The organism is Pseudobacillus sp. FSL P4-0506, assembly GCF_038003025.1.
Classification (GTDB): Bacteria; Bacillota; Bacilli; order Bacillales; family Domibacillaceae; genus Pseudobacillus.
Map to the genome: position 1 here is coordinate 1,345,536 of NZ_JBBOOI010000001.1, position 25,912 is coordinate 1,371,447.

Annotated in this window: 23 protein-coding genes; 20 read left to right on the forward strand and 3 right to left on the reverse strand. The window is 41.9% G+C overall.

Features of this window, described 5'->3' with window-relative positions; translation table 11 throughout:
• Positions 1-13: 13 nt before the first annotated feature.
• Positions 14-964 carry a formimidoylglutamase gene (hutG, locus tag MKZ02_RS06520; RefSeq protein WP_120037903.1) on the reverse strand — a complete coding sequence of 317 codons (951 nt, stop codon included), beginning with the start codon at positions 962-964 and terminating at the stop codon, positions 14-16.
• A 132-nt stretch (positions 965-1,096) separates the two neighbouring features.
• Here hutG and MKZ02_RS06525 point away from each other — a divergent pair, with 132 nt between their 5' ends.
• Positions 1,097-1,984, forward strand: coding sequence for a LysR family transcriptional regulator (locus tag MKZ02_RS06525; protein WP_120034401.1), 888 nt, complete (start codon positions 1,097-1,099; stop codon positions 1,982-1,984).
• 132 nt (positions 1,985-2,116) lie between these two features.
• On the opposite strand, the gene MKZ02_RS06530 is transcribed toward MKZ02_RS06525, so the two are convergent.
• Positions 2,117-3,181 carry a hypothetical protein gene (locus MKZ02_RS06530; RefSeq protein WP_340852574.1) on the reverse strand — a complete coding sequence of 355 codons (1,065 nt, stop codon included), beginning with the start codon at positions 3,179-3,181 and terminating at the stop codon, positions 2,117-2,119.
• A 209-nt stretch (positions 3,182-3,390) separates the two neighbouring features.
• On the opposite strand from MKZ02_RS06530, the gene MKZ02_RS06535 reads away from it, so the two are divergent.
• From MKZ02_RS06535 to MKZ02_RS06605, 15 genes are all read left to right on the forward strand, one after another.
• A complete protein-coding gene (locus tag MKZ02_RS06535) occupies positions 3,391-4,272 on the forward strand; it encodes a DUF6612 family protein (protein ID WP_120034397.1) in 882 nt (293 codons plus the stop codon).
• A gap of 346 nt (positions 4,273-4,618) precedes the next feature.
• Positions 4,619-5,005, forward strand: a complete 387-nt coding sequence (crcB, locus tag MKZ02_RS06540) for a fluoride efflux transporter CrcB (RefSeq protein ID WP_120037901.1) — start codon at positions 4,619-4,621, stop codon at positions 5,003-5,005.
• Positions 5,002-5,349, forward strand: a complete 348-nt coding sequence (crcB, locus tag MKZ02_RS06545) for a fluoride efflux transporter CrcB (RefSeq protein WP_340852577.1) — start codon at positions 5,002-5,004, stop codon at positions 5,347-5,349. The genes crcB (MKZ02_RS06540) and crcB (MKZ02_RS06545) overlap by 4 nt, the downstream gene beginning before the upstream one ends.
• A gap of 567 nt (positions 5,350-5,916) precedes the next feature.
• Positions 5,917-7,116 (forward strand): MFS transporter, encoded by a 1,200-nt coding sequence (locus MKZ02_RS06550; RefSeq protein ID WP_340852578.1) that lies wholly within the window; start codon positions 5,917-5,919, stop codon positions 7,114-7,116.
• A gap of 88 nt (positions 7,117-7,204) precedes the next feature.
• Complete coding sequence (locus MKZ02_RS06555; RefSeq protein ID WP_340852579.1) at positions 7,205-9,136, forward strand: sigma 54-interacting transcriptional regulator; 1,932 nt, start codon at positions 7,205-7,207, stop codon at positions 9,134-9,136.
• Between the two features lie 199 nt (positions 9,137-9,335).
• A complete protein-coding gene (locus tag MKZ02_RS06560) occupies positions 9,336-10,310 on the forward strand; it encodes a hydroxyacid dehydrogenase (RefSeq protein WP_120034387.1) in 975 nt (324 codons plus the stop codon).
• 67 nt (positions 10,311-10,377) lie between these two features.
• Positions 10,378-10,566 (forward strand): DUF3311 domain-containing protein, encoded by a 189-nt coding sequence (locus MKZ02_RS06565; RefSeq protein ID WP_120037899.1) that lies wholly within the window; start codon positions 10,378-10,380, stop codon positions 10,564-10,566.
• Positions 10,567-10,568: 2 nt separating this feature from the next.
• Complete coding sequence (locus MKZ02_RS06570; protein WP_340852580.1) at positions 10,569-12,053, forward strand: sodium:solute symporter family protein; 1,485 nt, start codon at positions 10,569-10,571, stop codon at positions 12,051-12,053.
• 62 nt (positions 12,054-12,115) lie between these two features.
• Entirely contained in the window at positions 12,116-13,780 is a 1,665-nt protein-coding gene (locus MKZ02_RS06575; RefSeq protein ID WP_340852582.1) for a thiamine pyrophosphate-dependent enzyme, read from the forward strand.
• A gap of 66 nt (positions 13,781-13,846) precedes the next feature.
• Positions 13,847-15,025 carry a Glu/Leu/Phe/Val family dehydrogenase gene (locus MKZ02_RS06580; RefSeq protein ID WP_340852583.1) on the forward strand — a complete coding sequence of 393 codons (1,179 nt, stop codon included), beginning with the start codon at positions 13,847-13,849 and terminating at the stop codon, positions 15,023-15,025.
• A gap of 92 nt (positions 15,026-15,117) precedes the next feature.
• Positions 15,118-16,551, forward strand: coding sequence for an amino acid permease (locus tag MKZ02_RS06585; RefSeq protein WP_340852584.1), 1,434 nt, complete (start codon positions 15,118-15,120; stop codon positions 16,549-16,551).
• A 101-nt stretch (positions 16,552-16,652) separates the two neighbouring features.
• Positions 16,653-18,095 carry an aldehyde dehydrogenase family protein gene (locus tag MKZ02_RS06590; protein ID WP_120034379.1) on the forward strand — a complete coding sequence of 481 codons (1,443 nt, stop codon included), beginning with the start codon at positions 16,653-16,655 and terminating at the stop codon, positions 18,093-18,095.
• A 56-nt stretch (positions 18,096-18,151) separates the two neighbouring features.
• A complete protein-coding gene (locus MKZ02_RS06595; RefSeq protein WP_259455601.1) occupies positions 18,152-19,189 on the forward strand; it encodes an aromatic ring-hydroxylating oxygenase subunit alpha in 1,038 nt (345 codons plus the stop codon).
• 43 nt (positions 19,190-19,232) lie between these two features.
• Entirely contained in the window at positions 19,233-20,258 is a 1,026-nt protein-coding gene (locus MKZ02_RS06600) for an NAD(P)/FAD-dependent oxidoreductase (protein WP_340852585.1), read from the forward strand.
• A 166-nt stretch (positions 20,259-20,424) separates the two neighbouring features.
• Complete coding sequence (locus tag MKZ02_RS06605; protein ID WP_340852586.1) at positions 20,425-22,017, forward strand: long-chain-fatty-acid--CoA ligase; 1,593 nt, start codon at positions 20,425-20,427, stop codon at positions 22,015-22,017.
• A gap of 41 nt (positions 22,018-22,058) precedes the next feature.
• Here MKZ02_RS06605 and MKZ02_RS06610 read toward each other — a convergent pair whose 3' ends face one another.
• Positions 22,059-23,438: an amidase gene (locus tag MKZ02_RS06610; RefSeq protein WP_340852588.1), complete on the reverse strand. Its 1,380-nt coding sequence runs from the start codon at positions 23,436-23,438 to the stop codon at positions 22,059-22,061.
• Between the two features lie 167 nt (positions 23,439-23,605).
• On the opposite strand from MKZ02_RS06610, the gene MKZ02_RS06615 reads away from it, so the two are divergent.
• From MKZ02_RS06615 to MKZ02_RS06630, 4 genes are all read left to right on the forward strand, one after another.
• A complete protein-coding gene (locus tag MKZ02_RS06615) occupies positions 23,606-24,106 on the forward strand; it encodes a flavin reductase family protein (protein WP_120034369.1) in 501 nt (166 codons plus the stop codon).
• Positions 24,107-24,232: 126 nt separating this feature from the next.
• Positions 24,233-24,676 carry a MarR family winged helix-turn-helix transcriptional regulator gene (locus tag MKZ02_RS06620; protein WP_120034367.1) on the forward strand — a complete coding sequence of 148 codons (444 nt, stop codon included), beginning with the start codon at positions 24,233-24,235 and terminating at the stop codon, positions 24,674-24,676.
• 69 nt (positions 24,677-24,745) lie between these two features.
• The gene (locus MKZ02_RS06625) at positions 24,746-25,153 is read left to right on the forward strand and encodes a DoxX family protein (RefSeq protein ID WP_120034364.1); all 408 of its coding nucleotides are present in this window, start codon (positions 24,746-24,748) and stop codon (positions 25,151-25,153) included.
• Positions 25,154-25,184: 31 nt separating this feature from the next.
• Positions 25,185-25,889, forward strand: coding sequence for a pirin family protein (locus MKZ02_RS06630; protein WP_340852590.1), 705 nt, complete (start codon positions 25,185-25,187; stop codon positions 25,887-25,889).
• The last annotated feature ends 23 nt before the right edge of the window (positions 25,890-25,912 follow it).

A 25,912-nucleotide genomic window follows, 5' to 3' on the forward strand; every position in this document is an offset into this window, starting at 1 on the left:
GTTTCACTCCTTATTATGTGTGATTCTGGTTGAAATGACGCATGACTTCTGCGATAAGATAAGCAGCAAGCCGGACGGTTCGGTCTCCTTCATCGTATAACGGATTGACTTCTGAGATGTCGAAGCTAAGCAAGTTGTTTTTTGCAGCTATGTATCTCAAAAGTGTTTTAACTGTTTTCGGGTCCAACCCAAAAGGGGAAGGAGCGCTGACTCCAGGAGCTGCATATGAAATAATGGAGTCTGTACACAAAGTTAAAATAAGAAAATCATGTTGGGCAGCAAACTGATCAATTTTTTTAAAGGTTTGCAGAAAATCATTAGCCGCCACGTCTTCCTCGTAAATATAAGTGCAGCCTAGCTTGTCCGCCGTTTGGAAAAGGGCTTCTGTATTTCCAAGCTCTTGGATGCCAATACATAAATAGCCTGCATTTGTATCATGTTCAAGAATTTGTCTGAACATTGTACCGGAGGAAGGGAGAGGATCCTCTCTCATATCAAAGTGAGCATCAATATTGATTATGCCTAATGAAGCATCTGGTCCGATATGGCCCCGGGCTCCTAAATAGTGTCCATATAAGGTTTCATGCCCTCCTCCTAAAATGATCGGAACAGAGGAGCTGTTATATAGCTTGCCGATAGATTCGCCAAGCTCTTTCTGGGCTTTTTCGAGTGCTTCTCCCTCACAAGAAATGTTTCCTATGTCTATTATTTTTTTTTCTAGACGGTATGGAAGGCTTGATAAAAATTGTCTGATCTTATTAGGAGCAAGAGCCGCTCCAAGCCTGCCTTTATTGCGTCTAACTCCTTCCTCACACTCAAAGCCAACAAATCCAAAAGCGCTTTCATTTTCCGCTAATTTTTGGGCATCTTTTAGCGCCACTATCTGATGAAGACGAAAAGAATTCTGATCCTTCTCACTATCAATTCTGCCGTCCCAATATTTTTTATCTGGCAACGTGTAAATAATAATCACCTCATATCTGTATTATCGTTAAATTCTGAAATTATTTACTTTTTTATTATAAAGCAGGCCTATATATAATTACTAATATAGAAAATGTATGTTTCTATAGTTTTTATCTATAGGAGGATAGAAATGGAAATTCGCCATCTTCAATATTTTATTGCAGTTGCTGAAAAAAACACGTTTACTCATGCAGCCTCCGCTTTGCATATCTCTCAGCCCTCGTTAAGTGCCGCCATAAAAAAATTGGAAAACGAGCTGGGTTTAGTTTTATTGGATCGCAGCAGCAGAGAGGTACAGCTGACGAAAGAGGGGAGAGTGCTGTATCAGGAAGCGAAAAAACTCGTTAATCATTTTGAACATGTGACTGGTGAAATGGAAAGGCTGAAAGAGCATGGCCCTCTTGAATTATCTATTGGGGTGATCGAGTCAACTAAGTATTGGGTACCTAAAGTGCTATCACGTTTTAAAGCGGAGCAGAAAGATGTACGCATTAAATTAATGGACACGTTAAGCCTAACGGATGTCGAAAAAGCTTTAAATAACTTTGATATTCATTTAGCGATAACGAATCAGTACATTAATAATGACGAGATTGAAATGGTGCCTATATATGAAGAAAAGCTGGTTGCATTGCTGCCGGAAAAACACCCTTTACGGCATCAGTCTTCTCTTGCTGTCGAGAACTTGGACAAACAACCTTTCATTGTGTGCAAAGAAGGATTTCAGACAAGGACGGATGTTTTGCATGCTTTTCAAAAAGCCGGAATCCGGCCGAATATACAATTTGAAATTGAGCGTTTTGAAACAGCTTGTCGGCTCGTTGAAGAAGGATTGGGGATGACGGTTCTTCCAGAGAATTATGTAAAACATTCAGAGAAAACTCTTTTTCATATTAAGCCGTTGGAGGACACGGATTTGTCACGAACCGTCTACTTGGCGTTCGATAAAAATAGATATTTGCCCCCTTTAGTCCTGCAGTTTATTTCTTTAGTGAAAGAGTTTTTTGCAAAGGATTGATTCCATTCTCAAGTAATAGAGCCACCAGTAAGTATCTATTTTTGTCTTTAGTTATGTATTTACGGTTATACAAAAGTAGGAGAACAAAAATTAGATTGGTTATAAAAAAGCTGCCTTTTTAGAGGCAGCTTCTTACAACCGTTGGCCTTGTGGCTGTTTTAAAATTTGAAGAAGAAAGGAGCTATAAAGCAATAGTTCAATAATAAATAATGCAAAGATTAGCGGTGCACCTGCTGTAAGAATCGCAGTTTTCGCATTGACAAGCCAATTCGTCTGCGGCTTCACGAGAGAAGTAAACGTATAAAACATACCAAAGGTGAACAACCTGCTCCATTGGGTGACATGATATGTCCAGATCCCCTTCTTGACTCCATCATATCTTAAGCGTTGAACAAGCCTGCAAATTTCAAGGAATTCAACGAAAAGAAAAACGATACTGACGAATATCCACCATAAGACAGCCGAACCTCCGTTAATAGCACCTGAGGAAATACCGGCAAATCCGGTAATAGATAAAGCGCCATGTAAGATGCAATTAGTATTAGCCCAGTGCTCTTTCATATTCCAGCCAGCTGTGAAAAGATGCCGGATGATCAAGAAGGTGCCAACAGCATAAAAAACAATTCCAATAATAAGGAGCGTCCAGTTAAACAATGAAGGAATCTCCCTGTAGATTTCATTCAACAACAAGACGAGAGATTGAGTGCTAACGGTAGTGAGCAGTAAAATCCCGTGTATATTTACTTTTTGGCTTCCTCTTAATTCGTAAAAAGACCGGCTGGCCTGCCATAGATAGTAGGGCCAAAGGAAAATGGAAATATATAAAAGAAGCCATGTAGCCCATTGCCAATAGCTGAATTGCTCAAAAATAAGAATGGCGCAGATGGAAGTACCAGCGATCCAGGTACCAATACCGAACCGGTTCAACGGGTCGACGATATGCAAAGGGATAAATCGCTTATAAATAAACGATAGAATAATGGAAAAAGAAAATGTGAGCCATAGAGCGATGATCACTGCGCTTAGCAGCTGAACAAGGAAAGAATGGGAACCTGCCATGTGAGAAAGCACGCCGCGGATTATAATGCCAAGAGCCATAACGATTGCTGGGGTAGAGGTCTTAATGAAAATTTTTTTGAGAAAAATAAAAGTCATTAAACAAATAGAAATGACTATAAATAATATCAAGTAGAACATTGCTTTCACCACTTTTATAGAGTATTTTCATAGAATAACATGACCTCTAAAGAAAAGGGAGAGGATAAATAGTAGGGAATTACTCCTCCTTCTATAGTATTTCCTAGGATTTTACTACCAAAAATAACAAAAAAACCTATTTATCGAAACTTTTCGACCTGCAATTCGTATAGAATAGGTAGAAGACATATATAAGGGAGGAACCATCTATGAAGAAATGGACAGGATGGATAGCAGCAGGAGTATTGACTCTTGGTCTTGCTGCTTGTGGAGAAACGGCAAAGCCAACGCCGGAAACACCAAAGGAAGAGACGAGCGAGAAGACGTTAGGAGAAGTGTTTAATGAGGCGGTTAAAGTTTCTAATGAAACAAAAAGTGTAAGCGCCAAGATGGATATGAAGCAAAAGATCAGTTATCCAAAAGAAGAACAATCCATGGATACAGCGATGAATATGGATATGAACATAACGATGAAGCCGCTTGCAGTTTATCAAAAGGGTACGATGGCAGTTCCAGGTGAAGGCGGCGAGCAAGCAAAGCCGATGAATATTGAGTCATATATGACAGAAGAAGGATTTTACATAAACGAGCCTGAGAGCGGGCAATGGATTAAGATGCCAAAAGAAATGTACGATCAAATGATGAATATGTCTCAGCAGCAAGTGGAGCCTGCAGAACAGCTGAAGCAGCTCGAACAGTTTAAGGATGATTTTAAATTCGAGCAGACGAAAGATGAGTACGTATTAAAACTAGATGCTGCAGGAGAAAAGTTTAATAAACTCATAGAAACACAAATGTCTCAAATGACGCAAGGGGCAAACGGTGAAGAAGCAAAGGCAATGATGGAGCAAATGATGAAGGCAATGAAAGTTGAAAAGGTAAATTACACTATTTATATTGATAAAGACTCGTTCCAGACGAACAAAATGGATGTAGACATGGATATGTCTATGGATATAGAAGGAAATGCAATGAAAACGTCTCAAGTGATGCATATTGTTTATAGCGATTACAATAAGGTAGCACCAATTACAGTTCCAGAAGAGGTTAAGAATAAAGCTCAGGAAATGCCAATGCCAGCTATGGAATAATAATGGGGCCCCGCTTTTATAAGCGGGGTTTTTTTATGTACAAGTAGGTAACACTATCTAGCCCATGATTTACATGCTTATTTTTTATGATAAAGAAGATTCTTTTCAGATAAACTACTAGTGATTCAAGATAACCTGCTTTTCATTCATGATAGAATCCTAAATCTCATGAAAAATACGGCCTGGTTTCAAATCGTCCTTCAATCATATTTTTGAGTGAAGGACTTTTACTTGCAGCTAATAGCCATGGATCATGATTATAAAAATGCATACGTATACCGCATGGTATCTGTCTAGACGGCAGTGTAAAATGATAGGAAGCTTAAATGAAAGAAAGGTGATTTTGATGAATGTATTATTCGTCATGATCGGCGGGTTTTTAGGCGCTATATGCAGATACTTATTGGGAGAATGGATTCATACAGCGCATGGTTTTCCGGTGGGTACTTTATTGATTAATCTGATTGGCTGTTTATTTCTTGGCTGGTTTCTAACGTATGTCAGTCAAAACAAGAAAATAAAGCCTGAAATTACTTTATTAATAGGAACAGGTTTTGTCGGCTCCTTCACTACTTTTTCGACATTTTCAGTGGAAGTGATGCAATTATTTGGGGAGGGGCGCTTTCTTATCGCATTGTTTTATATTCTATCCAGCCTGTTACTTGGCTTACTGTTGGCTGGAGTGGGGCGCAGATGGGCATTATCCAATGAAAAAGAAGGTGTAAAAAGATGATTTGGCTAATTGGGCTGGGTGGGGCTTTAGGCGCGGCTGCTAGGTTTTTTATAGGTGGGATTCTTAATAAAAAATCATTATTTCCAATCGGCACGTTGCTGATAAACCTTATTGGTTCTTTCCTGCTTGGCTGGCTCGCTGGCCTTCATTCAGCCAGCCGTATTAGTGATGAACTGTGGTTTTTAGGAGGTGTCGGCTTTTGTGGAGCGTATACAACCTTCTCTACATTTGGTTATGAAACGATTACGCTGGCTGAAGCAGGGAGAACTAAATCAGCCGCTGTTTATGTAGCTGTTTCTGTGATAGGTGGCTGTATCGCAGCGGCGATCGGATTGATCATGTAAAGAGAAATGACAAAGTACAAATCATTCCAATAGCTCATTGAGGTATTGTCACGTGTCTTTATAAAGACATTAATAAACAAAGCCGGTTAACACCAGTTATTAAAAAGGGGTTAACTGGCTTTTTTGATTGCTTCGGAATAAAAGAGAGGCAAGAACAGAGGGTGAGCATAATTTTATGATGGATAATCTAGAGTGACAATCAAATCGTTACATATTGTCATAATTCATGAGCTGTATTCATACCGTACCATTTGGTGGGAAAAGCATGATTTTTTTCACGTGAACGCAAAAGAGAGGCAGATGTCTTAGGAAGATACTGAATGGGGGAAAGAGAAGTTAGGCATTGTCGATGAAGACGTTGAAGAGGTTTAGGCTCTGTATGAGGAGAACCAGAGTAAGTGAGTGCAGGTTGCTGCCAGCTAGTAAAGGATGGTTTAGCCAGGTCATTTTTTTATAAGGGAAAGGTAAGACAGAAGAAAAATTGCTATTAGACACAGAGACCTATTGGCTCTTATAATTAAAATTAAAATATTTTAAATAATTTAACAATAGGTAAAGGAGAATTTAATGGAACAGTTGGCAGCGGAAACAAATAAGGGAATGCCAAAAAAGAGTTATTCGCTTATGACGCTTGTCTTTTTTTGCAGCGGGCTATTCATTGTATCAGCTCTTTTTGTAACCATCCCACTTAATCCGGTGTTTATGGCTGAATTTCATCTTACGGCAGAAAGAGCCGCATTAGCGACGAGTGTGTGTTCGTTATGCTATGCACTTGGGACAGTTTTCTTCGCGCCTTTTTCTGATCGGTACGGGCGAAAACGAGTGATTTTGTTTGGCTTATTTGCACTGGTGATTATTTCACCAGTGATAGGCCTGCTAAATAACTATGAAAGTATTCTTTTATTTCGAGGCATTCAAGGGTTTATGGCTGCTTCGTTTGCACCAACTGCGTTAACTTTCATTACAGAGCTGTATCCTTCTAAAAAAAGGGTAACGGCTATTGGTTTTATCAGTGCTGGATTTTTAATGGCAGGAATTATCGGGCAAATATACAGTAGCGTGATCAATGACCTGTTTAGCTGGAATTACGTGTTTTATATATTTGGATTAGTGTATGTCGTAATGGCGCTGGCATTTTATACGGTTGTTCCAGAAGGCACTGCTTTCCCATCTGGGAAAAAGAGATCTATTGGCGGGGCTTTTGCTAGTGTATTATTTCAACACTTCTTTCGTCTTTGCTATTTTATTACCATTCTGTTGTTATTAAGCTTTGTAGGGATGTATACCACACTGGAGAACTATTTGCGTGAAGCTTATGCGCTGGAGGCTACACAGATTTTACTCGTTAGGTCAGCTGGAGTCATCGGCATGATGCTCGCGCCGTTTGGTGGCAGACTTGCTTCGCGATTCGGAACGTTTCCATTGATGCGGAGCGGTCTCATTTCAGCAGCGCTAGGCCTTTTTTGTATGGGGATTTCAGGAAATCTCTTCCTGATGATAATAATGAGCATTGTCTTTACAGCAGGAATTTCCGTTACCGTTCCTGCACTGATTTCGCTGCTCGGCCAACATGGAGGCAGAGAAAAGGCAGCGGCCATGTCATTATATTCTTTCTTTTTATTTATCGGATCAACGATCGGGCCGATAATTGCCGTGTTGCTAATGAAAACAGAGAATTACGTGCTGGCATTTGAAATGCTAGCTGTTTTACTAGCCAGTGGTTTTTGTATTACATTTCCGCTTGCTAAGCAGGCAGCAAAGCGATAGGGACTGCTTGTTTTGCTGTTACAAAAATAAACAGTTTCGCGCAGGCCTTGTAGTGTGCCTGCGCGAAGCTTTTTTAGGGGGGAGTATTTTGATTAAAATAAAACTGGTTGTTCCGCGTAAAGGCTACATTAAAGAGGCATTTGAGCGATTTGAGGAATTTAACCAGCTGGAGGAAAGAGAAAATCAACATGGGAAAATGGCAGAAATTGAGCTGGAAGAGGTAGTAGTGGCTGCCCACAAGATTGCAGAATTAGAATTGGATGCTGATGTTATCATATCAAGGGGATTAATGACAAAGCTTTTAAAAGAACATAATGAATTTATGCCAATTGTGGACATTCCAGTGCAAGGGATCGACTTGATTCGCTGTTTGTCCGACTGCAAGGCACGCTTCGGGAGAAAGAAAGTGGCTGTGATCGGTGCTCTTAATATGATTTACGGAGTGGAAAATCTGGCGGATATCGTTGACTTGCCGATTCAGTCTTATATTTTGGAAGACATAGAAAAATCAGCGAGTTTAGTAGACTTAGCTGTCAATGAAGGCTGTGAGATCGTAGTGAGCGGATTGAGCACTACTGAATATGCAGAAGCCATTGGTTTGGGGGCCGCTATTGTAGAGACAGGAAAGGAGTCCTTCCGGCAGGCTTTAATTGAGGCAAAGAGGCTGGCACTCGTCAGTTTGAGGGAGCAGGAAAAAGCTGAACGCTACCAGACCATTCTTAACCATGCATATGAAGGGGTAGTAGCCATCGATTTAAAAGGAGAAATTTCTGTTTTCAACACGGCAGCCCGTGAAATTCTGGCCATCTCTGAGAAAAATTTAATTGGACAGTCTATCTACGAGGTTTTGCAGAAAGGAAAGTTCAGGGATTTGCTGCTCAATGAAGGCGATTATCATGAGGAGATTGTTTCTTATCAGTCTGTACAATTGTCGGTAAAAAAAGTTGGAAACTTTCTAAAAGGAAAGAAAGTCGGTAATATGGTTGCTTTTCAAGACGTGACCGGCATTCAGGAAATGGAAGGGAAAATCCGTAAAAAAATTTATTCCCGTGGACACGTAGCAAAGTACACATTTGCAGATATTCTGTTTTGCAGCACGGAAATTGAAAAAACAATTGAGACGGCGAAGCGTTACAGTGAAGTGGACTCCAATATTTTAATCATCGGGGAAACAGGTACAGGAAAAGAAATATTTGCTCAAAGTATCCATAATCACAGCAGGCGGAAGAGCAATCCGTTTGTAGCGATTAACTGTGCAGCTCTCCCTGAAGATTTGCTGGAAAGTGAGCTATTTGGTTATGCAGAGGGTGCTTTTACAGGAGCAATGAAAGGCGGAAAGCAAGGTTTTTTTGAACTGGCCCATCGGGGAACGATCTTTTTGGATGAGATTGGAGAAATTTCCCCAAAGCTTCAAAGCCGGCTGCTCCGCGTGCTTCAGGAAAGGGAGATTATGCGTATCGGAGACGACAAAATTATTCCGGTCGATGTGAGGATCATTGCAGCTACGAATAAAAATCTTATTCATATGGTCAAAGCTGGTGACTTTCGCGAAGACCTCTATTATCGCTTAAGTGTATTGGATCTTAACCTTCCGCCTCTTCGAGAGCGCAGGGAAGATATTCCGGTGCTAGTCAATGCTTTTATCGGCAAATCCTTTCCAGGTCATACACATCCTATGATCACTGAGGCAGCTTGTCAAAGGTTAAGCGAAGCAAGCTGGGAAGGAAACGTGCGCCAATTGCAAAACTTTTGTGAGAGGTTAATGGTTCTTTGCAAAGGAAGAATCATTGATATATACGACATTGAAAAATACCTGCCGGATACAAATGAGGAAAGAGAACGTCCATTCCAGGAATCAAAGAGAAATGTTGCGAGGGCATCCTCGGTGTCTGAGCGTGAACAAATTATGCAGGTATTGAAAAATTGTCATTACAGCAAAGGGAAAGCGGCAGACGAATTGGGAATGAGCCGTACAACTTTGTGGAGAAAGATAAAACAGTGGAACATTGAAACGAAATGAAACATTTTGAAACGAAATGATTCACAGTGAAACATTTTGTTAAAAAGTTATATGAGGCATCAATCATACAAAACGGCTTTCTATCAAAAAAAATGGATTTTTGAAAATTGGCACAATTTTTGCAAATACATATATAAAAGGGTGAACAAGATGTTAATAAAAAAATGAATCATCATCTCAACATGAAAGAGGGGAAAATGTGAGCTATCTAGTGTATATTCCTCAAGATATTGAAGAAGCGGGAAAAAATTATTTACTCGAAAGGGGATACAAGCTTAGAATAGGTTCTAATTTGTCACAACAAACCCTTGAAGAAGAAATTAAAGATTGTGATGCCTTGTTAACAAGATCAATCGCTATCATTAACAAAGAGGTCATTCAGTCAGGGAAGAAGTTGAAAGTGATTGCTAAGTATGGAGTAGGCTTGGACAATATTGACGTAAAGACAGCTACAGAGAGAGGGATTTATGTAACGAATACTCCAGAGGCAAATGCAAATACAGTTGCTGAGCATGTGATGGCATTTATTCTAACTCTGTCCAAACAATTGTTATCAGCCGATAAAGAATTAAGAACTGGCAACTATGGAGTTCGTCATCTGCTGTCCAGCATGGATCTTGAGGGGAAGACATTAGGGATTATTGGCTTGGGAAGAATAGGAAAACTATTGGCACAAAAGGCAGCCAAAGGTTTTGGCATGAAGGTTATCGGTTATGATCCTTATTTAGCTGCAAGTACGAGTTCGGATTTGGACATTGTGACAGACTTGGAATGGGTATTTCGAAATGCTGATGTGATTAGCTTACACCTGCCATTAAGTGAAACAACAAAAGAAACGATAGGAAGCCGGGAGTTTTCCTGGATGAAGCCGTCTGCTTATTTTGTTAACGCTTCCAGAGGAGGCATCGTAAGGGAGAAGGACTTAATCGAGGCTTTAACAACTGGTAAGATTGCCGGAGCAGGAATAGACGTATTTGAAATAGAACCGCCTGATAGAGACAATCCGCTTTTTCAGCTGGAAAATGTAATTGTGAGCCCGCATAGCGCGGCACTGACGAAAGAAGCCTCTGTACGGATGGCCGTTCATGCGGCAATGCAAGTAGATCAAGTACTTAGAGGAGAAAGGCCCGACTGGGCCGTTAATGATTTACTAAATAAGGAGATATCAATATAACGGACGAAAATAGTTTCTTCGCAGCGGCTAAGTAAATAATTTTATGGACAATAAGGACGGTGAGCAGATGAAAAAGCTGGTTTATTTAACAAGTACGATACCGGCACTTGGTTCGCTTGTTGTAATTAATCGGGTAGAACCCTACGTACTTGGAATGCCGTTTGTACTTTTTTGGGCCATTTGCTGGGTCTGCCTGACATCGTTGTTCTTAATTATTACGAACAAACTGGATCCTGCCAATAAGGAGGAAGAATAAATATGAATACAGCCCTTTTGGTTATTCTTTTCTTTCTCATTTTATGTATCTGGCTGGGGCTTCGAGCGCGTAAGGGAAAGAATATGAGCCTAGAGCAGTGGGCTGTCGGCGGACGCGGCTTTGGAGGCATTATCGTTTTTTTCTTAATAGCAGGCGAAATGTTTACAACCTATACATTTTTAGGAGCGAGCGGCGGTGCTTATAGGTCAGGTATTCCACCCGCTTTATATGCTTTCAATTGTTTTTACTTTGTAATCGCTTACTGGTTGCTCCCGCCAATCTGGAAATATGCTAAGGAAAATAATGTGATATCCCAATCTGATTTTTACGACAAAAAGTACAACAGTCCGGCATTAGGTGTTCTTGTAGCCATCATTAGTGTAATTTCTATCATTCCTTATTTAATTATGCAGCTAAAAGGATTAGGGATTATTGTATCGGAAACTTCTTATGGCTCTATCTCCCCGAATATGGCCATCATGGTAGGCGTGATTGCGATCACGATTTATGTCACCGCTTCAGGTATGCATGGTGTAGCCTGGACGGCCGTTATCAAGGATATTATGATTTTGGCAGTTGTGGTCTTTATGGGAGTGTACTTTCCGCTTCATTATTACGGAGGCTTGCAGCCAATGTTTGAAGCGATCGATACAGCTAAAGAAGGGTTTCTAGTCTTTCCAGAGGAAGGATTGAGCGTTTCGTGGTTTATTTCTGCCACGATCATGACGGCGCTGGCATTCTATATGTTTCCTCATATGCTGGCGGGAGTGTTTTCTGCCAAAAGTCCAAAATCACTTCGCTGGAATGCCGGAATCATGCCAATTTATCAGGTAATCATCATTTTTTCACTACTTATCGGTTTTTCAGCCATTCTGCAAGTTCCAAATCTGCAGGGGGCCGAAGCAGACTTGGCTTTATTTAAAATGGCAAAGATGTCGTTTGATCCCTGGTTTGTCGGTGTCATTGGAGCTTCGGGAGCAATGGCAGCGCTAATTCCAAGCTCGTTAGTACTAACAGCAACAGCTACTATTCTTTCTAAAAATATTTATAAAGTATGGAAGCCGGATACATCGGATGTCCAGCTGGCAAGGTTAAGTCGAATATTGGTGCCGATCATTGCATTGGTGACTCTTTACTTTACCTTTAATGGCGGAAACTCAATTTTTACATTGTATTTAATGGCTTACAGCTTCATGGCACAATTATTCCCGGCATTGTTTTTCAGTTTGTGGAAAAAGAACCCGGTTACTGTACAAGGAGCTTTTGCTGGAATGATTGTTGGGATTTTGATTGTCGTCTATTCCACAATCTCGGGCACAACGCTAGCTACACTATTTCCAACATCCCCGCAAGTAATTAAAGATCTTGACGTAGGATTGGCTGTGCTGCTCATTAATGTCGCGATTACACTTGGGGTAAGCGCTATCACAAGAAAGCCCTTCATTAAGAAAGAAACAAATAACGATGTAACTGATGTAGCAAACTGATCAACTACCTTTAAAAATTTAATCATTATCATTTACTAGAGATAGAAACAGGAGGAGTACCTATGAAAGTTAGTGGAGGCAAAGCAGTTGTAGATGTCATGGTGAAAGAAGGAGTAAAGAAAGCTTTTTGTGTACCGGGAGAAAGTTATCTCGGTGTTATGGATGCACTATATGAGCATCCTGAAATTGAGCTGATCTCCACTCGTCACGAGGGAGGGGCCTCTTTCATGGCAGAAGGGTATGCCAAAGCATCCGGCACGGTAGGCGTTTGTATGGCAACAAGAGGAGTAGGAGCTACAAATTTGGCGATTGGCATTCATACAGCTGCCCAAGACTCTACACCATTAGTGGCACTTATTGGCCAGGTAGAACGGCCTTTTAAAGAAAAGGAAGCTTTTCAAGAGGTGGATCTGGCCGGTTTTTTCAGTCACCTATGCAAATGGACAGTAGAGATTGACCGAGTGGAAAGAATTCCTGAATTGCTGCACCGGGCATTTCATATGGCACGCTCAGGACGACCAGGGCCGGTTTTAGTGGCGCTGCCGCATGATATGTTGGAAGACGAAGCCATCATGGCTGAATATTCAACTTACCTTTCCAGCCGACCGCGTGCACATGTAGATGAAGTGGAACGAGTAGTAGAAGAAATAAGCCAAGCAAAGCGACCGATTTTAATGGCAGGAGGCGGTGTTATCCATGCCAAAGCACAGTCGCTGCTCGTACAGTTTGCTGAAAAAATGAATCTTCCTGTAGTAACGGCTTTCCGCCGATTTGATGCTTTTCCTAATACGAATGCCTGCTATGCAGGATGGCTCGGATTCGGAACACCAAGCAGCTTGCTTGATGAAATACGGGATGCGGATGTGGTCATCGCTTTAGGAACACGCTTTTCTCAGGTAGGCACTCAGGATTATACATTGCTGTCAGAACAGACAAAATTGATTCATATCGATATTTGTCCGGATATCTTTGGAAAGGTGTATCTTCCTTCTATAGCCATCGAAGCAGATGCAAAAAGCTTCCTGGAGATAGCATTAGAGGCTGCTGAATCAAAAACGATCCGTACAGATAAAGAAAGAGTTGAACAATTGCATGTGGCCTATATGGACTTTTCGGAAACAAAAGCAGATTATACAGAGAAGTTTACAGATATGGATGGATTTATGCATGATATTGTTGCCCAGCTTCCAAAGGATACAATTATTACAAATGATGCTGGAAACTTCTTTGGCTGGCTTTCCCGTTACTACCGGTTTGAAAAGGAAAATACGTATGTCGGACCAACATCCGGAGCAATGGGATACGGACTGCCTGCAGCCATTGGGGCGAAATTGGCCCATCCTGACAGGCCTGTTGTATCCTTCTCGGGAGACGGCGGTTTTATGATGACGATGCAAGAGATTGAAACGGCTGTGCGATATAAAATTCCTGTGATAGCGATTGTCGTGAACAATAACATTTACGGAACGATTCGCGCTCATCAGGAACTCCATTTCCCGGATCGAATGATTGGGACGGATTTAACAAATCCGGATTTCGCTGAAATGGCCCGTTTATTTGGAGCCCATGGAGAAAAAGTGGAAAAGAACACTGAATTCGTACCAGCATTGCAGCGAGCCATGGCTTCTGGAATGCCTGCTGTAATAGAAGTAGTTACTAACCCTGAAATTATTTCTGTAAGCCAGGACAAGACAAAAGTACAAGAGAAACTCGTATCTAGTAATTAATCCAAACAGGAACGTTGCCTTTCAAACGATTATCACTTTTTAAAAAGACATTTAGGGGGTTTCATAATGACAAAACCATATTTAGTTGTAGAGTGGAATGATACAGAAACAGATGCAAAAGGATGGCTTGTTGTCCATAATTTTGTAAAAGGCTATACCGGCGGCGGTACGAGAATGCATCCAACGGTAACAAAAGAAGAGGTTGAAAGATTAGCTGAAGCGATGGCTTATAAATATGTAGCCTGTGAATGTGGAACAACGGGCGGTTGTAAAGCCGGCATTGCTTATGATTACAAAGCACCGGATGCCTATGCAGTATTAAGAAGATTCTTGATTGCGATGATGCCTTATATTGATATCGGTGTATCTTTGGGAAGTGATTTAGGCACTAAATATGAAGACGTGCTTAAAGTATTCAATGAATTCGGCATTGATATTCCTCTTACAAAATCAATGAAGAGAAATCCAGATGTTCTGCAAGGAATAAAGGACTTTGATGAACTATTAGGAACAAGAATTGACGGGTTGCTTCTAAATGATGTAGTAACGGGGTATGGTGTGGCATTTTCCGCAGATGAAGCTTGGAAGTTTAAAAATGGAAAAGAAGATGCAAAAGTTGTCATCCAGGGATTTGGCTGTGTAGGAGCAAGCTGTGCGTTGAAAATGTCTCAGCTAGGCTATAAAGTCGTTGGAATTTCCGATGCAAATTTGCTAGTAACATGTGAAGAGGGATTGGATATCCAGAAGCTGATTGACCATAAAAACATTTACGGTGAAATGGATCAAGCTTATTTCGAGCCAAACTACGCTGTAAGACCGAATACAGAATGGCTAAATGTAGATTGTGATATATTGATTCCTTCCGCTCTGGAAGATGTTATCAACGCATCTAATGCTGAAAATGTAAAAGCAAGCCTGATTGTCGAAGCGGCAAACATTCCGATTTCTGCCGAGGGAGACGAAATCGTCAAGCAAAGAGGGATTGATATCGTAAATGACTTCGTCGCCAACCTGGGTGCAATCCGATTTTACGATGCAGTTATTTTTGGCCTCGTTGACCCAAATCCGCAAGCTGTCATTGATGATATTGAAAAGCTGTGCCGCAAAAATACGAATCGCTTGTTTACGGAAGCAAAAAATCAAAACAGATATCAAAGAGAAGTGGCTTATGAAATTTTTAAACCAACGATTAGCGATTTATTAGAGTATGAAGAGCCGAGCGAAACAGTAGCTGTCCAGAAGTGAAGATTAATTTCAGAATAATGTAAATATTAAAAATAATGATTCATTTTCCAGAGTGTGGGAGCACGCTAACGGTTAGAAACGGGGGGAATATAATGTACACAGAACAAGGGAACCAACCAAAAGAATTACAGCGTTCGATGAAGAGCCGGCATTTATTTATGCTTTCCTTAGGTGGGGTCATTGGCACTGGTCTTTTTCTAGGATCGGGTTATGCCATCGGTGAAGCAGGCCCTGCAGGGGCCATCGTAGCTTATTTAGTCGGTGGTTTATTAATGTACCTAGTAATGGTCTGTCTCGGCGAATTATCAGTCATCATGCCGGTATCAGGTTCTTTTCAAGCCCATGCTGCTCGGTTTATCGGACCGGCTACCGGATTTGTTATCGGCTGGACGTATTGGATGAGTTGGGCCCTTTACGTCGGTCTGGAGTTTATAGCGGCAGGTTTGCTCATGTCCAGATGGTTCCCTGATACGCCCGTGTGGGTATGGTGTACAGTTTTTGCCTTACTCTTATTTGGTATCAACGCTTTGACAACGAGAAGCTTTGCTGAAACAGAATATTGGTTCTCAGGAATTAAAGTGCTTACCGTTATTTTATTCATTGTTATTGGCGGGGCTGCCATGTTTGGGATCATCCCGATGGAAGGAAATCCTGCGCCATTCCTGACTAACTTTGTCGGTGACGGATTATTCCCTACCGGATTTACCGGCATATTTATTTCGATGATGACAGTTGTGTATGCCTTCCAAGGATCAGAAATCATGGGGGTGGCAGCCGGGGAAACAGAAGAACCGGAGAAAAACATTCCGCGGGCGATACGGAGCATCGTTATCCGCATATTGCTTTTCTACGTTCTTGCTACTTTTGTTCTTTCCGCCATTGTTCCATGGAAAGAAGCAGGTGTATTGGAAAGTCCCTTCGTTACTGTATTCGAAATGACAGGCATTCCTTATGCGGCTGACATTATGAACTTTGTTATCTTAACAGCAGTTCTTTCAGTAGGAAACACAGGATTGTTTGCTTGTACGAGAATCCTTTTCTCACTTTCTCAAACCGGAATGGCACCGGCTGCATTTGGAAAGGTTAATCGCCGCGGTGTTCCGATGAACGCTTTGCTTGTCACTCTTGTTTTTGCCTTGTTGTCTTTGCTTACTAGTGTAGTAGCAGAAGAAACATTGTTTGTGGTGCTGCTTGCCATCAGCGGGGTTGGAGGAGTACTTACTTGGATGGCCATCGCTTTTGCCCAGTATCGATTCCGCAAGCAATACATTAGAGAAGGTGGAAGGGTTGAGGATTTAAAGTTTAAAGTTCCTTTCTTCCCGTTCGTACCGATTCTTTGTCTGATCATGTGTACAGGTATTTTTGTGTTCACTGCTTATGATCCGACACAGCGCACTTCGTTATATTGGGGCTTCGGCTTTGTTGCTGTTTGTTATCTCTTCTACTATTTCAAATTTACGAGAAAAAAGGCGGAAGCACCTGCCTTAACAACGACAGCCGAACAGCCTGATAAATTAGCTCCATAAAAAGCAGGTGTGAGGGGACTCTTCAGCCTCATGATAAAAGGAGTCCCTTTCAAAAGAATGATAATTTAGCAGCAGAAAAATAGATTATGGGAGGAGAACACATGCGTTATTTAAACTACATTAATGGTCAATGGAAAGAACCATCTACAGGAGAATATAGAGAAGATCTTAGTCCGCATAACGGAGAGAAGCTTGGGGAGTTTCCTTCCAGTGCAGCATCGGATTTACATGAGGCAGCAGCTGCTGCAAAAGAGGCGTTTCCTGCCTGGAAAAAGCTTTCGTTTCAACAACGCGCTTCTTATTTGCAAAAAGCGGCCGCTATTTTAAAAGCCAATATACAGGAAGTAGGGCGGGACCTTATAAAAGAAGAAGGAAAAACATATACGGAAGGAATGGGCGAGGCTAATCGTGCAGTCAGCATTCTTGAGTACTTCGCGGCAGAAGCAAAGCAGCCGCTAGGGCAGGTCATTCCTTCAGCCAATGCAGAGACCTTTTTATACACATCACGCACACCGCTCGGGCCAGTTGGGCTGATTACACCATGGAACTTTCCAATTGCTATTCCTGTGTGGAAAATGGCACCGGCTCTCATTTACGGAAACACAGTAGTTATTAAACCAGCTGATTTGACACCAAAATCAGTCTACCACGTGATGAAAGCATTCGATGAAGCTGGCCTTCCAGCGGGCGTTGTAAACTGTGTGTTTGGCAGAGGTTCTGTGATCGGTAATGAACTAGTGAAGCATCCGGCTATAAAAGCTATTTCTTTCACTGGGTCTAATCAGGTGGGCCGGGAAATTCAAAGGCAAGCTATTGAAAGCGGAAAGAAAGTACAGATGGAAATGGGCGGAAAAAACCCGCTTATTGTTTTAGAAGATGCTGATCTAGAGAGAGCGGTCGAAATTGCTGTGGGCGGTGCTTTTAAATCGACAGGACAAAAGTGTACAGCAACGAGCCGGGTCATTGTGGAAGAAGGAATTTATGAAGCGTTCCGTGATCGTCTTATCGAGCGAACAAAACAGTTAAAAATCGGCGATCCTCTCGATGAAACAAATTATATCGGGCCTGCTGTGTCAAAAGCACAGCGCGATGGAGTCATGGAAATGATTGAAGCGGGGAAAGCAGAAGCTTCACTTTTATGTGGGGGAGAAATCCCGGCTGAAGAGGAGTTACAGAACGGCTTCTATGTTCAGCCGACCGTATTTGAAAACGTTCCGCAAGATGCCCGCATTGCCCGTGAAGAGATTTTTGGACCGGTCATCGCTTTGTTTAAAGTGAAAAATTACGAAGAAGCAGTAGAAATGGCCAATGATACTGAATATGGCTTGAGTGCGGCAATCTGTACAAATAATTTAACACTAGCACAGCGCTTTGTTGAAGACGCCGAGGTGGGGCTGGTACACGTGAATTCTGAAACGGCCGGAACCGAACCGCAATTGCCGTTTGGCGGCAACAAAAACTCAAGCACCGGAAGCCGTGAGCAAGGGAAAAGTGCGATTGAATTTTATACCGAAGTAAAGACAGTTTATATGGATCGTATGTAGTCCGCAAGAGAAATAAACATTTTAATTGATTATAAATGATGAGAGGGGCCTTTATTATGACAGCAACAGAAAAATTAGAGTTTAATTCTACACAACCTTATTCACGTTATGTGGATCCAGCGGTGTTCAAAGAAGAAAGAGAAAAGATATTTTCCAAGAATTGGATTTTCATTGGTCATGCGAGCCAGCTGGCAAAGCCGGGTGACTTTCTGACGATGGATGTGGCGGGAGAGCCAATCATTGTAACACATGATAAAGATGGTGAATTGCGTGCTTTTTATAATATTTGTCCACACCGTGGAATGAAAGTGGAGCAGAAGGATCAGGGCAACAAAAAAATATTGCAATGTAAGTATCACGGCTGGACATTTAAATTAGATGGGAGTGTCAACCGAGCACCTAACTTTAAAACAACTGAGCTGGGAGCACACAGCTGTATGAAGTCAGTTCGTTTGGAGGTACATCATTCCTTAGTTTTCGTTAATTTGGATGAGCAAGCACCATCGATGTCAGAAGCTTATCAAGAGTTTTTAGGAGAGATGGCGAAGTTCTCCTTCTTTGATTCAGTGAAGCTGATTAGAGAAACACGCCGTGTTGTAAAGGCAAACTGGAAGGCCGTTGTTGACAATTATCTTGAGTGCGATCACTGTGCCATCGCTCACCCGGGATTTGCTAAGTCCTACGACTTATCGAATTTCTGTACAACGGCACACGATAAATTTACTCATCAATATATGGCAGCCAGTAAAGGTGCTGACGAAAGTGAGCTTGCTCGCTTTTACTGGATCTGGCCGAATATGATGATCAATGTCTATCCGGGAGATGGCAATGTTAACACGATTCAAGTTGTTCCTTTGGATGAAGGCACTTCACTTGGAATCTACCGGGATTATTCAATTGATGAAACGGCTACAGCAGAGAAAGAAGAATATTTCAAATTTGTGGATCAAGTAAGGCTGGAAGACTTTGAACTAGTGGAAGAGCTACAGAAAGGCTTGGGCTCCAAAGCATTTGCAAACGGAATCTTTTCTCCAACTGAAAATGCGGAGGAATATTTTCATCAACTTGTTGACGCAGCCTTGAAGAGCGAATAATCGACTAATAGTTGAGATTGATTAAATCGGAGGATAAGAACATATGGACCAAGGTAATAAAATGTATGACATCACAATTATCGGGGGAGGGCCAGTAGGATTATTCACCGCTTTCTATGCGGGAATGAGACAGATGTCTTGCAAGATCATTGAAAGCTTGCCGCAGCTAGGCGGCCAGCTGTCGGCCCTTTACCCGGAAAAATACATTTATGACGTAGCCGGCTTTCCTAAAGTGAGAGCTCAGGAGCTTGTCGATAATTTAAAAGAGCAAATGAATCAGTTTGATCCGACCGTCTGCCTCGAGGAAGCAGTCGAAGGACTGGAAAAGCAGGAAGATGGTACGTTCAAGCTGACAACGAATGCGGGTACGCACTATACGAAAACAGTGATTATTACAGCAGGGAACGGGGCGTTCCAGCCGAGAAAGCTGGAGCTTGCCGGCTCGGAAAAATACGAAGGAAAGAACCTTCACTATTTTATCAACGACCTGAACCAGTTTGCCGGAAAGAAAGTACAGGTCTTCGGTGGCGGCGACTCGGCGGTGGACTGGGCGCTGATGCTGGAGCCGATCGCCGAGCAGGTGACCATTGCCCACCGCCGCGATAAATTCCGTGCCCACGAGTACAGTGTGGAAACAATGAAGAATTCTTCAGTCAATATCAAAACGCCATTTGTGCCGACTGAACTTGTTGGGGAAGAGAGAATCGAACAGGTCATTCTCCAAGAAGTGAAAGGGGAACAGCAAGAGGTGATCGAGGTCGATGATGTCGTCGTTACTTACGGATTTGTTTCTTCCCTCGGTCCCATTAAAAACTGGGGACTAGACATTGAGAAGAACAGCATCGTTGTCAATTCTCGGATGGAAACGAACATCCCGGGGATTTACGCAGCGGGAGATATTTGTACGTATGAAGGAAAGGTGAAGCTGATTGCGAGCGGCTTCGGCGAAGCGCCGACGGCTGTCAGCAACGCGAAAGTATACATTGATCCAAAAGCGAAAGTACAGCCGTTACACAGCACAAGTATAATGGGCGAAACAGAGAAAAACACTCAGAAGGTTTTAAGTTAATAAAGATATGTATTTATAGCGCGGGGGAAAACCCGCGTTATTTTTTGCTTTTATATGAAAGGCGTAAGTTCATAGGAACAAGGTGAACAGTTATTGATTTTAATTTTCTGAAAAATCAATTAAGATAAAGAAGAAGGGACAAATACATGACCAGGGGATGAGAGAAATGAATGTACCGCTTATAGTTACGCAATTTCTTGATCGGGCTGTTACTTATTATGGAGAAAAAACAGCTGTCATCACTCCAACAGATTCGCTCACTTATAAAGAATTGTTTGCAAGAGTTCAGCGCTTATCACGTGGTTTAAGAGCAGAGGGCGTCAAAAAAGGGGACAGAGTAGCCTATCTTGCTCCCAACTCGCTAGAAATGCTGGAGGGATTTTATGGAGTATTCCAGCTGGGGGCAGTCATGGTACCGCTCAATATTCGTCTTAAACCAGAAGATTATATATTTATCCTTAATCATAGTGAAGCTAGAGTGCTTTTTGTAGATGACGATCTTTATTCGCTCATTGAACCGGTAAAAGAAAAGTTGACAACTGTTGAAAAAATTATTGTGCATGATAAGAGCAAGGGGTGTCAGGAGACTGACTACAATGAATGGCTTGCACGGTTTTCCGAAACTGCTTTCGAAAGAGCCGATGTCGAGGAGGATGACCTCGCCAGTCTGTTATATACGAGCGGAACAACAGGCAACCCTAAAGGAGTGATGCTCACCCATCGCAACAATTACCTGCATGCGATGTCTTCCATGCATGCAATCCGCGTGTCAGACAGAGACATTTATCTGCATGTTTTGCCAATGTTCCACGTAAATGGATGGGGAGCGCCGTTTTATTATACAGCTAATGGCGCTACCCATATTTGCTTGAAGAAAACAGATCCGAAAACCATTTTTGAAGCAGTTGCCGATCATCATGTAACCGTGATGCATATGGCTCCAACAGTCTTGAACAGTTTGCTGCAATACAATGAAGAATACAAACCGCATATCAAGCAAAAATTACGTGTTGTCATCGCTGGATCTGCACCGCCGCCAGCTTTTGTTGCCCGTGTGGAAGAAGAGCTTGGTTGGGAGTTTCTGCAAGTATACGGAATGACAGAATCCTCCCCGCTCAGCACCTATTCAGCGATTCGGCCTCAGTGTGACGGATTGCCTTTAAAGGAAAGATACCGAATGAAAGCAAAAGCCGGTTTCGCTATGATCGGCAATGAGGTGCGCGTTGTAGATGAGTTTGGAGAAGAGGTGCCCCATGATGGACAAGCGATCGGTGAATTAATTGTCCGCAGCAATGGCGTGATGAAAGGATATTGGAAAAATGAACAGGCTACGATGGAAGCCATCCGCGATGGCTGGTTATACACGGGAGACATGGCGACGGTAGATGAGTATGGGAACGTCGATATCGTTGATAGAAAGAAAGACGTCATTATTAGCGGCGGTGAAAATATTTCTTCTATTGAGGTAGAGGGAGTATTGTACGAGCATAGTGATGTTTTAGAAGCAGCTGTTGTAGCCGTTCCCCACGAGAAATGGGGAGAAACACCGCACGCTTTTGTGGTAAAGCGTCCTTCTTCGAATATAACAGAACAAGAGTTAATTGATTTTTCGAGAAGCCGGCTCGCTCATTTTAAAGCAATCACTGGGGTGTCATTCGTAGAAGAGCTGCCCAAAACAGCATCTGGGAAAATTCAAAAGGTTCATTTGCGAAATGAGTATTGGAGCTCTGCAGGCACATCCGGCCGCTTCGTTAATTAATAGAAAGAGCTTGGACCATTAGTGGTCCAAGCTCTTTGCCATTAGTTCTTCAGAGATTCTCCTAGCGCTTCTCTTTTTTTATAAAACTCTTTGAGGAAGCTTTGCTCATAAGCATAGCCCGCACGGATCAGCGTCTGTTCATTGAACGTTGCAGCTGCTAGCTGTAATCCTACGGGAAGTCCTTTTTCTGTCAAGCCGCTCGGAATAGATAGAGCAGGCTGTCCGGTTAAATTAAAGACAGACGCATAACGGATCATCGCATCAAAGATCGGTTCCCTTCTGCCGGCGATTTCAAATTCTTCTACACCAATTTTTTGGGCAGTATCCGGCAGTGTTGGTGTCGCTAATACATCAATTTGTTCGAATAGCTTTTCAAATTGCTCTGTAATATCTGCCTTTCGTTTGATTGCTTTAATATAATCCAACGCAGAGAAGGATCGGCTTGCCTCCAGAGCTGCACGAACATCAGGGCCGAATTGGTCAATCGCATGATGCAAACTATTTTCATGTACGAATCCTGCTTCGGAAATGGCAAGAGTGAACACTAAAGCAAGATCTTCAGCTGTAAATGGCACCTCAATGTCAATCAGCACAGCTCCGAGGCTTGCTAAATTATTAAGGGCCTGTTTGTAGAGAGACAGGCTTTCTTTATCTATATACTCGTTAAAGTAATTGGACGGCACGCCGACACGGAGGCCACGAATGTCCTCCTGTAGATTTTCTGAATAAGAAAGACCTGTTAAGGCTTCCATCATAATGGCTAAATCATCCACGTTTTTGGTCAATGGCCCGACATGATCGATTGACCATGAAATATTCTTCACGCCAGTCGCATCAACGAGATGGTATGTAGGCTTCAAACCGATCACACCGCAAGAAGCCGCTGGAATACGGACAGATCCACCCGTATCCGTGCCGATGGAGGCAGCACATAAGGAGGCGGCAACTGCTGCTCCAGACCCACCGCTGGACCCGCCTGGTGTGTATTCTCGATTCCACGGGTTCCTTACCGGTCCGTAAAATGGATTATTCGATGTAATGCCGAATGCATACTCATGCATATTGGTTTTGCCCAGATTGACGGCTCCTTCCCGCTGGAGAATCTGGAAAGCGCCAGCATTGGTATCCGGAATAAAATTTTCTTCGATTTTCGATCCGCTTGTTGTACGAATCCCTTTCGTGTATAAGTTATCTTTATAAGAAAGGGGAATGCCTTCTAATATTCCTGTTAATTCATTGGCTAAAAATTTTTTCTCTGAAATTTCCGCTTGTTTTAAAGCCTGTTCAGCACAAACTGTGATATAAGTGTTCAAGTCTTGATTATGATCGATCCGCCTCAAGTAATAATTAGTGACTTCAACTGGTGAGAATTCTTTGTTTTGATAATGAGCTTTCAGTTCACGAATCGTTAAATTTTTCATGGTTCCTCCCCCTTAATTGTTATATCCCTACCTCCATTATTTTATCATGAAATAGTTTCAAAAAATTAAATATTAAAATAAACAAAAAAGAATGAAACTTTTTTGCCCAGTTTTTGTCCATTTTTTGATACAGTAGAAGTGAATACATAACAAGGGAGAGATGAGGAATGGAAAAAGCAGAGAAACAAACATTATTTAAAGAGGTAATGGGGAATTACCCAACGGGTGTAACGATTGTAACAGGGGTAACCGAAGATGGAACACCTGTTGGGTTGACTGTGAATTCATTTGCATCTGTTTCACTTGATCCATTGATGGTGCTGTGGTCAATCGATCATGGTGTATCAACAATTAAAGCATTTACTGAAGGAGGCAAATTTGCCGTGCATGTGCTTGCCGGTGAGCAGCAGGAGCTTTGCAAAACGTTTGCCACTAAAGGTGTGGACCGCTTCAGTCAATGCAAATGGAAAATGTCCGAAAATGGGCTGCCGATTATTGAAGGAGCATTCGGTGTATTTGAATGTGAAACATTTCAGGCAGTCGAAGCAGGCGACCATACTGTCCTGATTGGCAATGTAACCGACATTCATCTCGATAAAGGAAAAGATCCAATGCTGTATCATCGCCGCTGCTTTGGACCAATCCCAGCAGAATTTTATACTGAATAATACTTCCTGTCCGTTGCTTACTAGCAGCGGACAGTTTATTTTGAAAAAAGATCCGTTTGACATCAAAGAAAAACGGTTATATAATAAATCTCGAAATCGAGATAATTTGTAAAGGAATTGATAATCATGGCTTCAGCTGACCAACAAGACTTATCTTTGAAACTATTCGTTGTATTATCTCGGGCTGTACAATCCGTAACGAAACGAGTAGAAGAAGATATAAAAAATTATGGACTGAATACAACTGAGTTTGCAGTACTTGAACTGCTGTTCAGCAAAGGGGATCAGCCCATACAGAAAATCGGCGAGAAAATATTGCTTGCAAGCAGCAGCATCACTTACGTTGTTGATAAATTAGAGAAAAAACAACTGCTCGTGCGGAAACCATGTCCAACAGATCGACGTGTCACGTATGCTTCTATTACCCCTGAGGGCCAGGAATTAATGAGTACTATTTTTCCTAAACATAAAGAGGCCATTCAGGAAATATTCGGTGGATTAGATGCTAAAGAAAAAGAAATAATGATCACCCAATTAAAAAAACTAGGTTTTTACGCGCAAGAACTTTAAATAATTTTTTTTAACTATATATCTCGAATTCATAATATATGAAATGATAATAAAAGAGGAGGAAATAAAATGATGAATGCAGGGTTATTAATAATACGTTTAGCTATCGGTCTAAGCTTTGCCGGACACGGGGCACAAAAATTGTTTGGGTGGTTTGGAGGCCATGGAATTAAAGGAACGGGAGGTTTCTTTGAGTCTATAGGAATGAAGCCGGGAGTAACGATGGCTGTTTTAGCTGGATTGGCAGAATTGATTGGCGGAGCACTATTTGCTTTAGGACTGCTTACACCGTTAGCAGCTGTCATTATTGCTGGAACGATGGTCGTCGCTATTCTAAAAGTGCACGGACCAAATGGTTACTGGGCTACTGAAAATGGCTATGAGTATAATCTGATGATTATAGCAGTAGTGATTGGTGTTGCCTTAATCGGTTCAGGCCAATATGCATTAGATGCCATTATTTTTCAAGGAAATTAAACTAAACACGTAATAAGAGGAGGGGGATCAAATGATAACAATTTATCCAGCAAGCTCACGCCATACAGCAGATCACGGATGGCTGAAGAGCCATTTCAGTTTTTCCTTTGCGGAATATTATAACCCCGAAAATATGAACTTTGGACCGATGCGAGTGCTAAATGATGATATTGTCAAACCCCATCGAGGATTTGGGGCTCATCCGCATCGTGAAATGGAAATCGTGTCAATTGTTTTAAGTGGATATTTAAAGCATGAAGACAGTGCGGGACATACGGCGACAACAACTTTTGGAGGCGTCCAACGGATGTCAGCAGGAACAGGGGTGATTCATTCGGAAGTTAATCCTTCTTCTGATGAAGATGTAAACTTTCTGCAGCTATGGTTTGAACCGAAAGAAAATGGTTTAACGCCTTCCTATGAGCAAACAAATTTTGATGTGGATCAGTTGAAAAATCAGTTGCTTCCTATAGTAAGTCAAGAGCCTATTTCCGAACAGACCGCGTATATCCACCAGGACTTAACAGTTTATTTATCAGATTTAGAGAAAGGTCAGGAACTCACATTTACGCAAAAAGAAGGACGTCGGATCTTCTTGTTTGTGATTGAGGGAAAAGTTATGATAAACGCTGAAGCCGTCTTACACCAGCGTGATTCTGCCCGCATAACAGAAACGGGCACTTTACAAATAATCGCAGAATCTGACTCGCAATTTATGCTAATCGATCTACCGTAAAGAATGAGAGAATGATTTTCAAA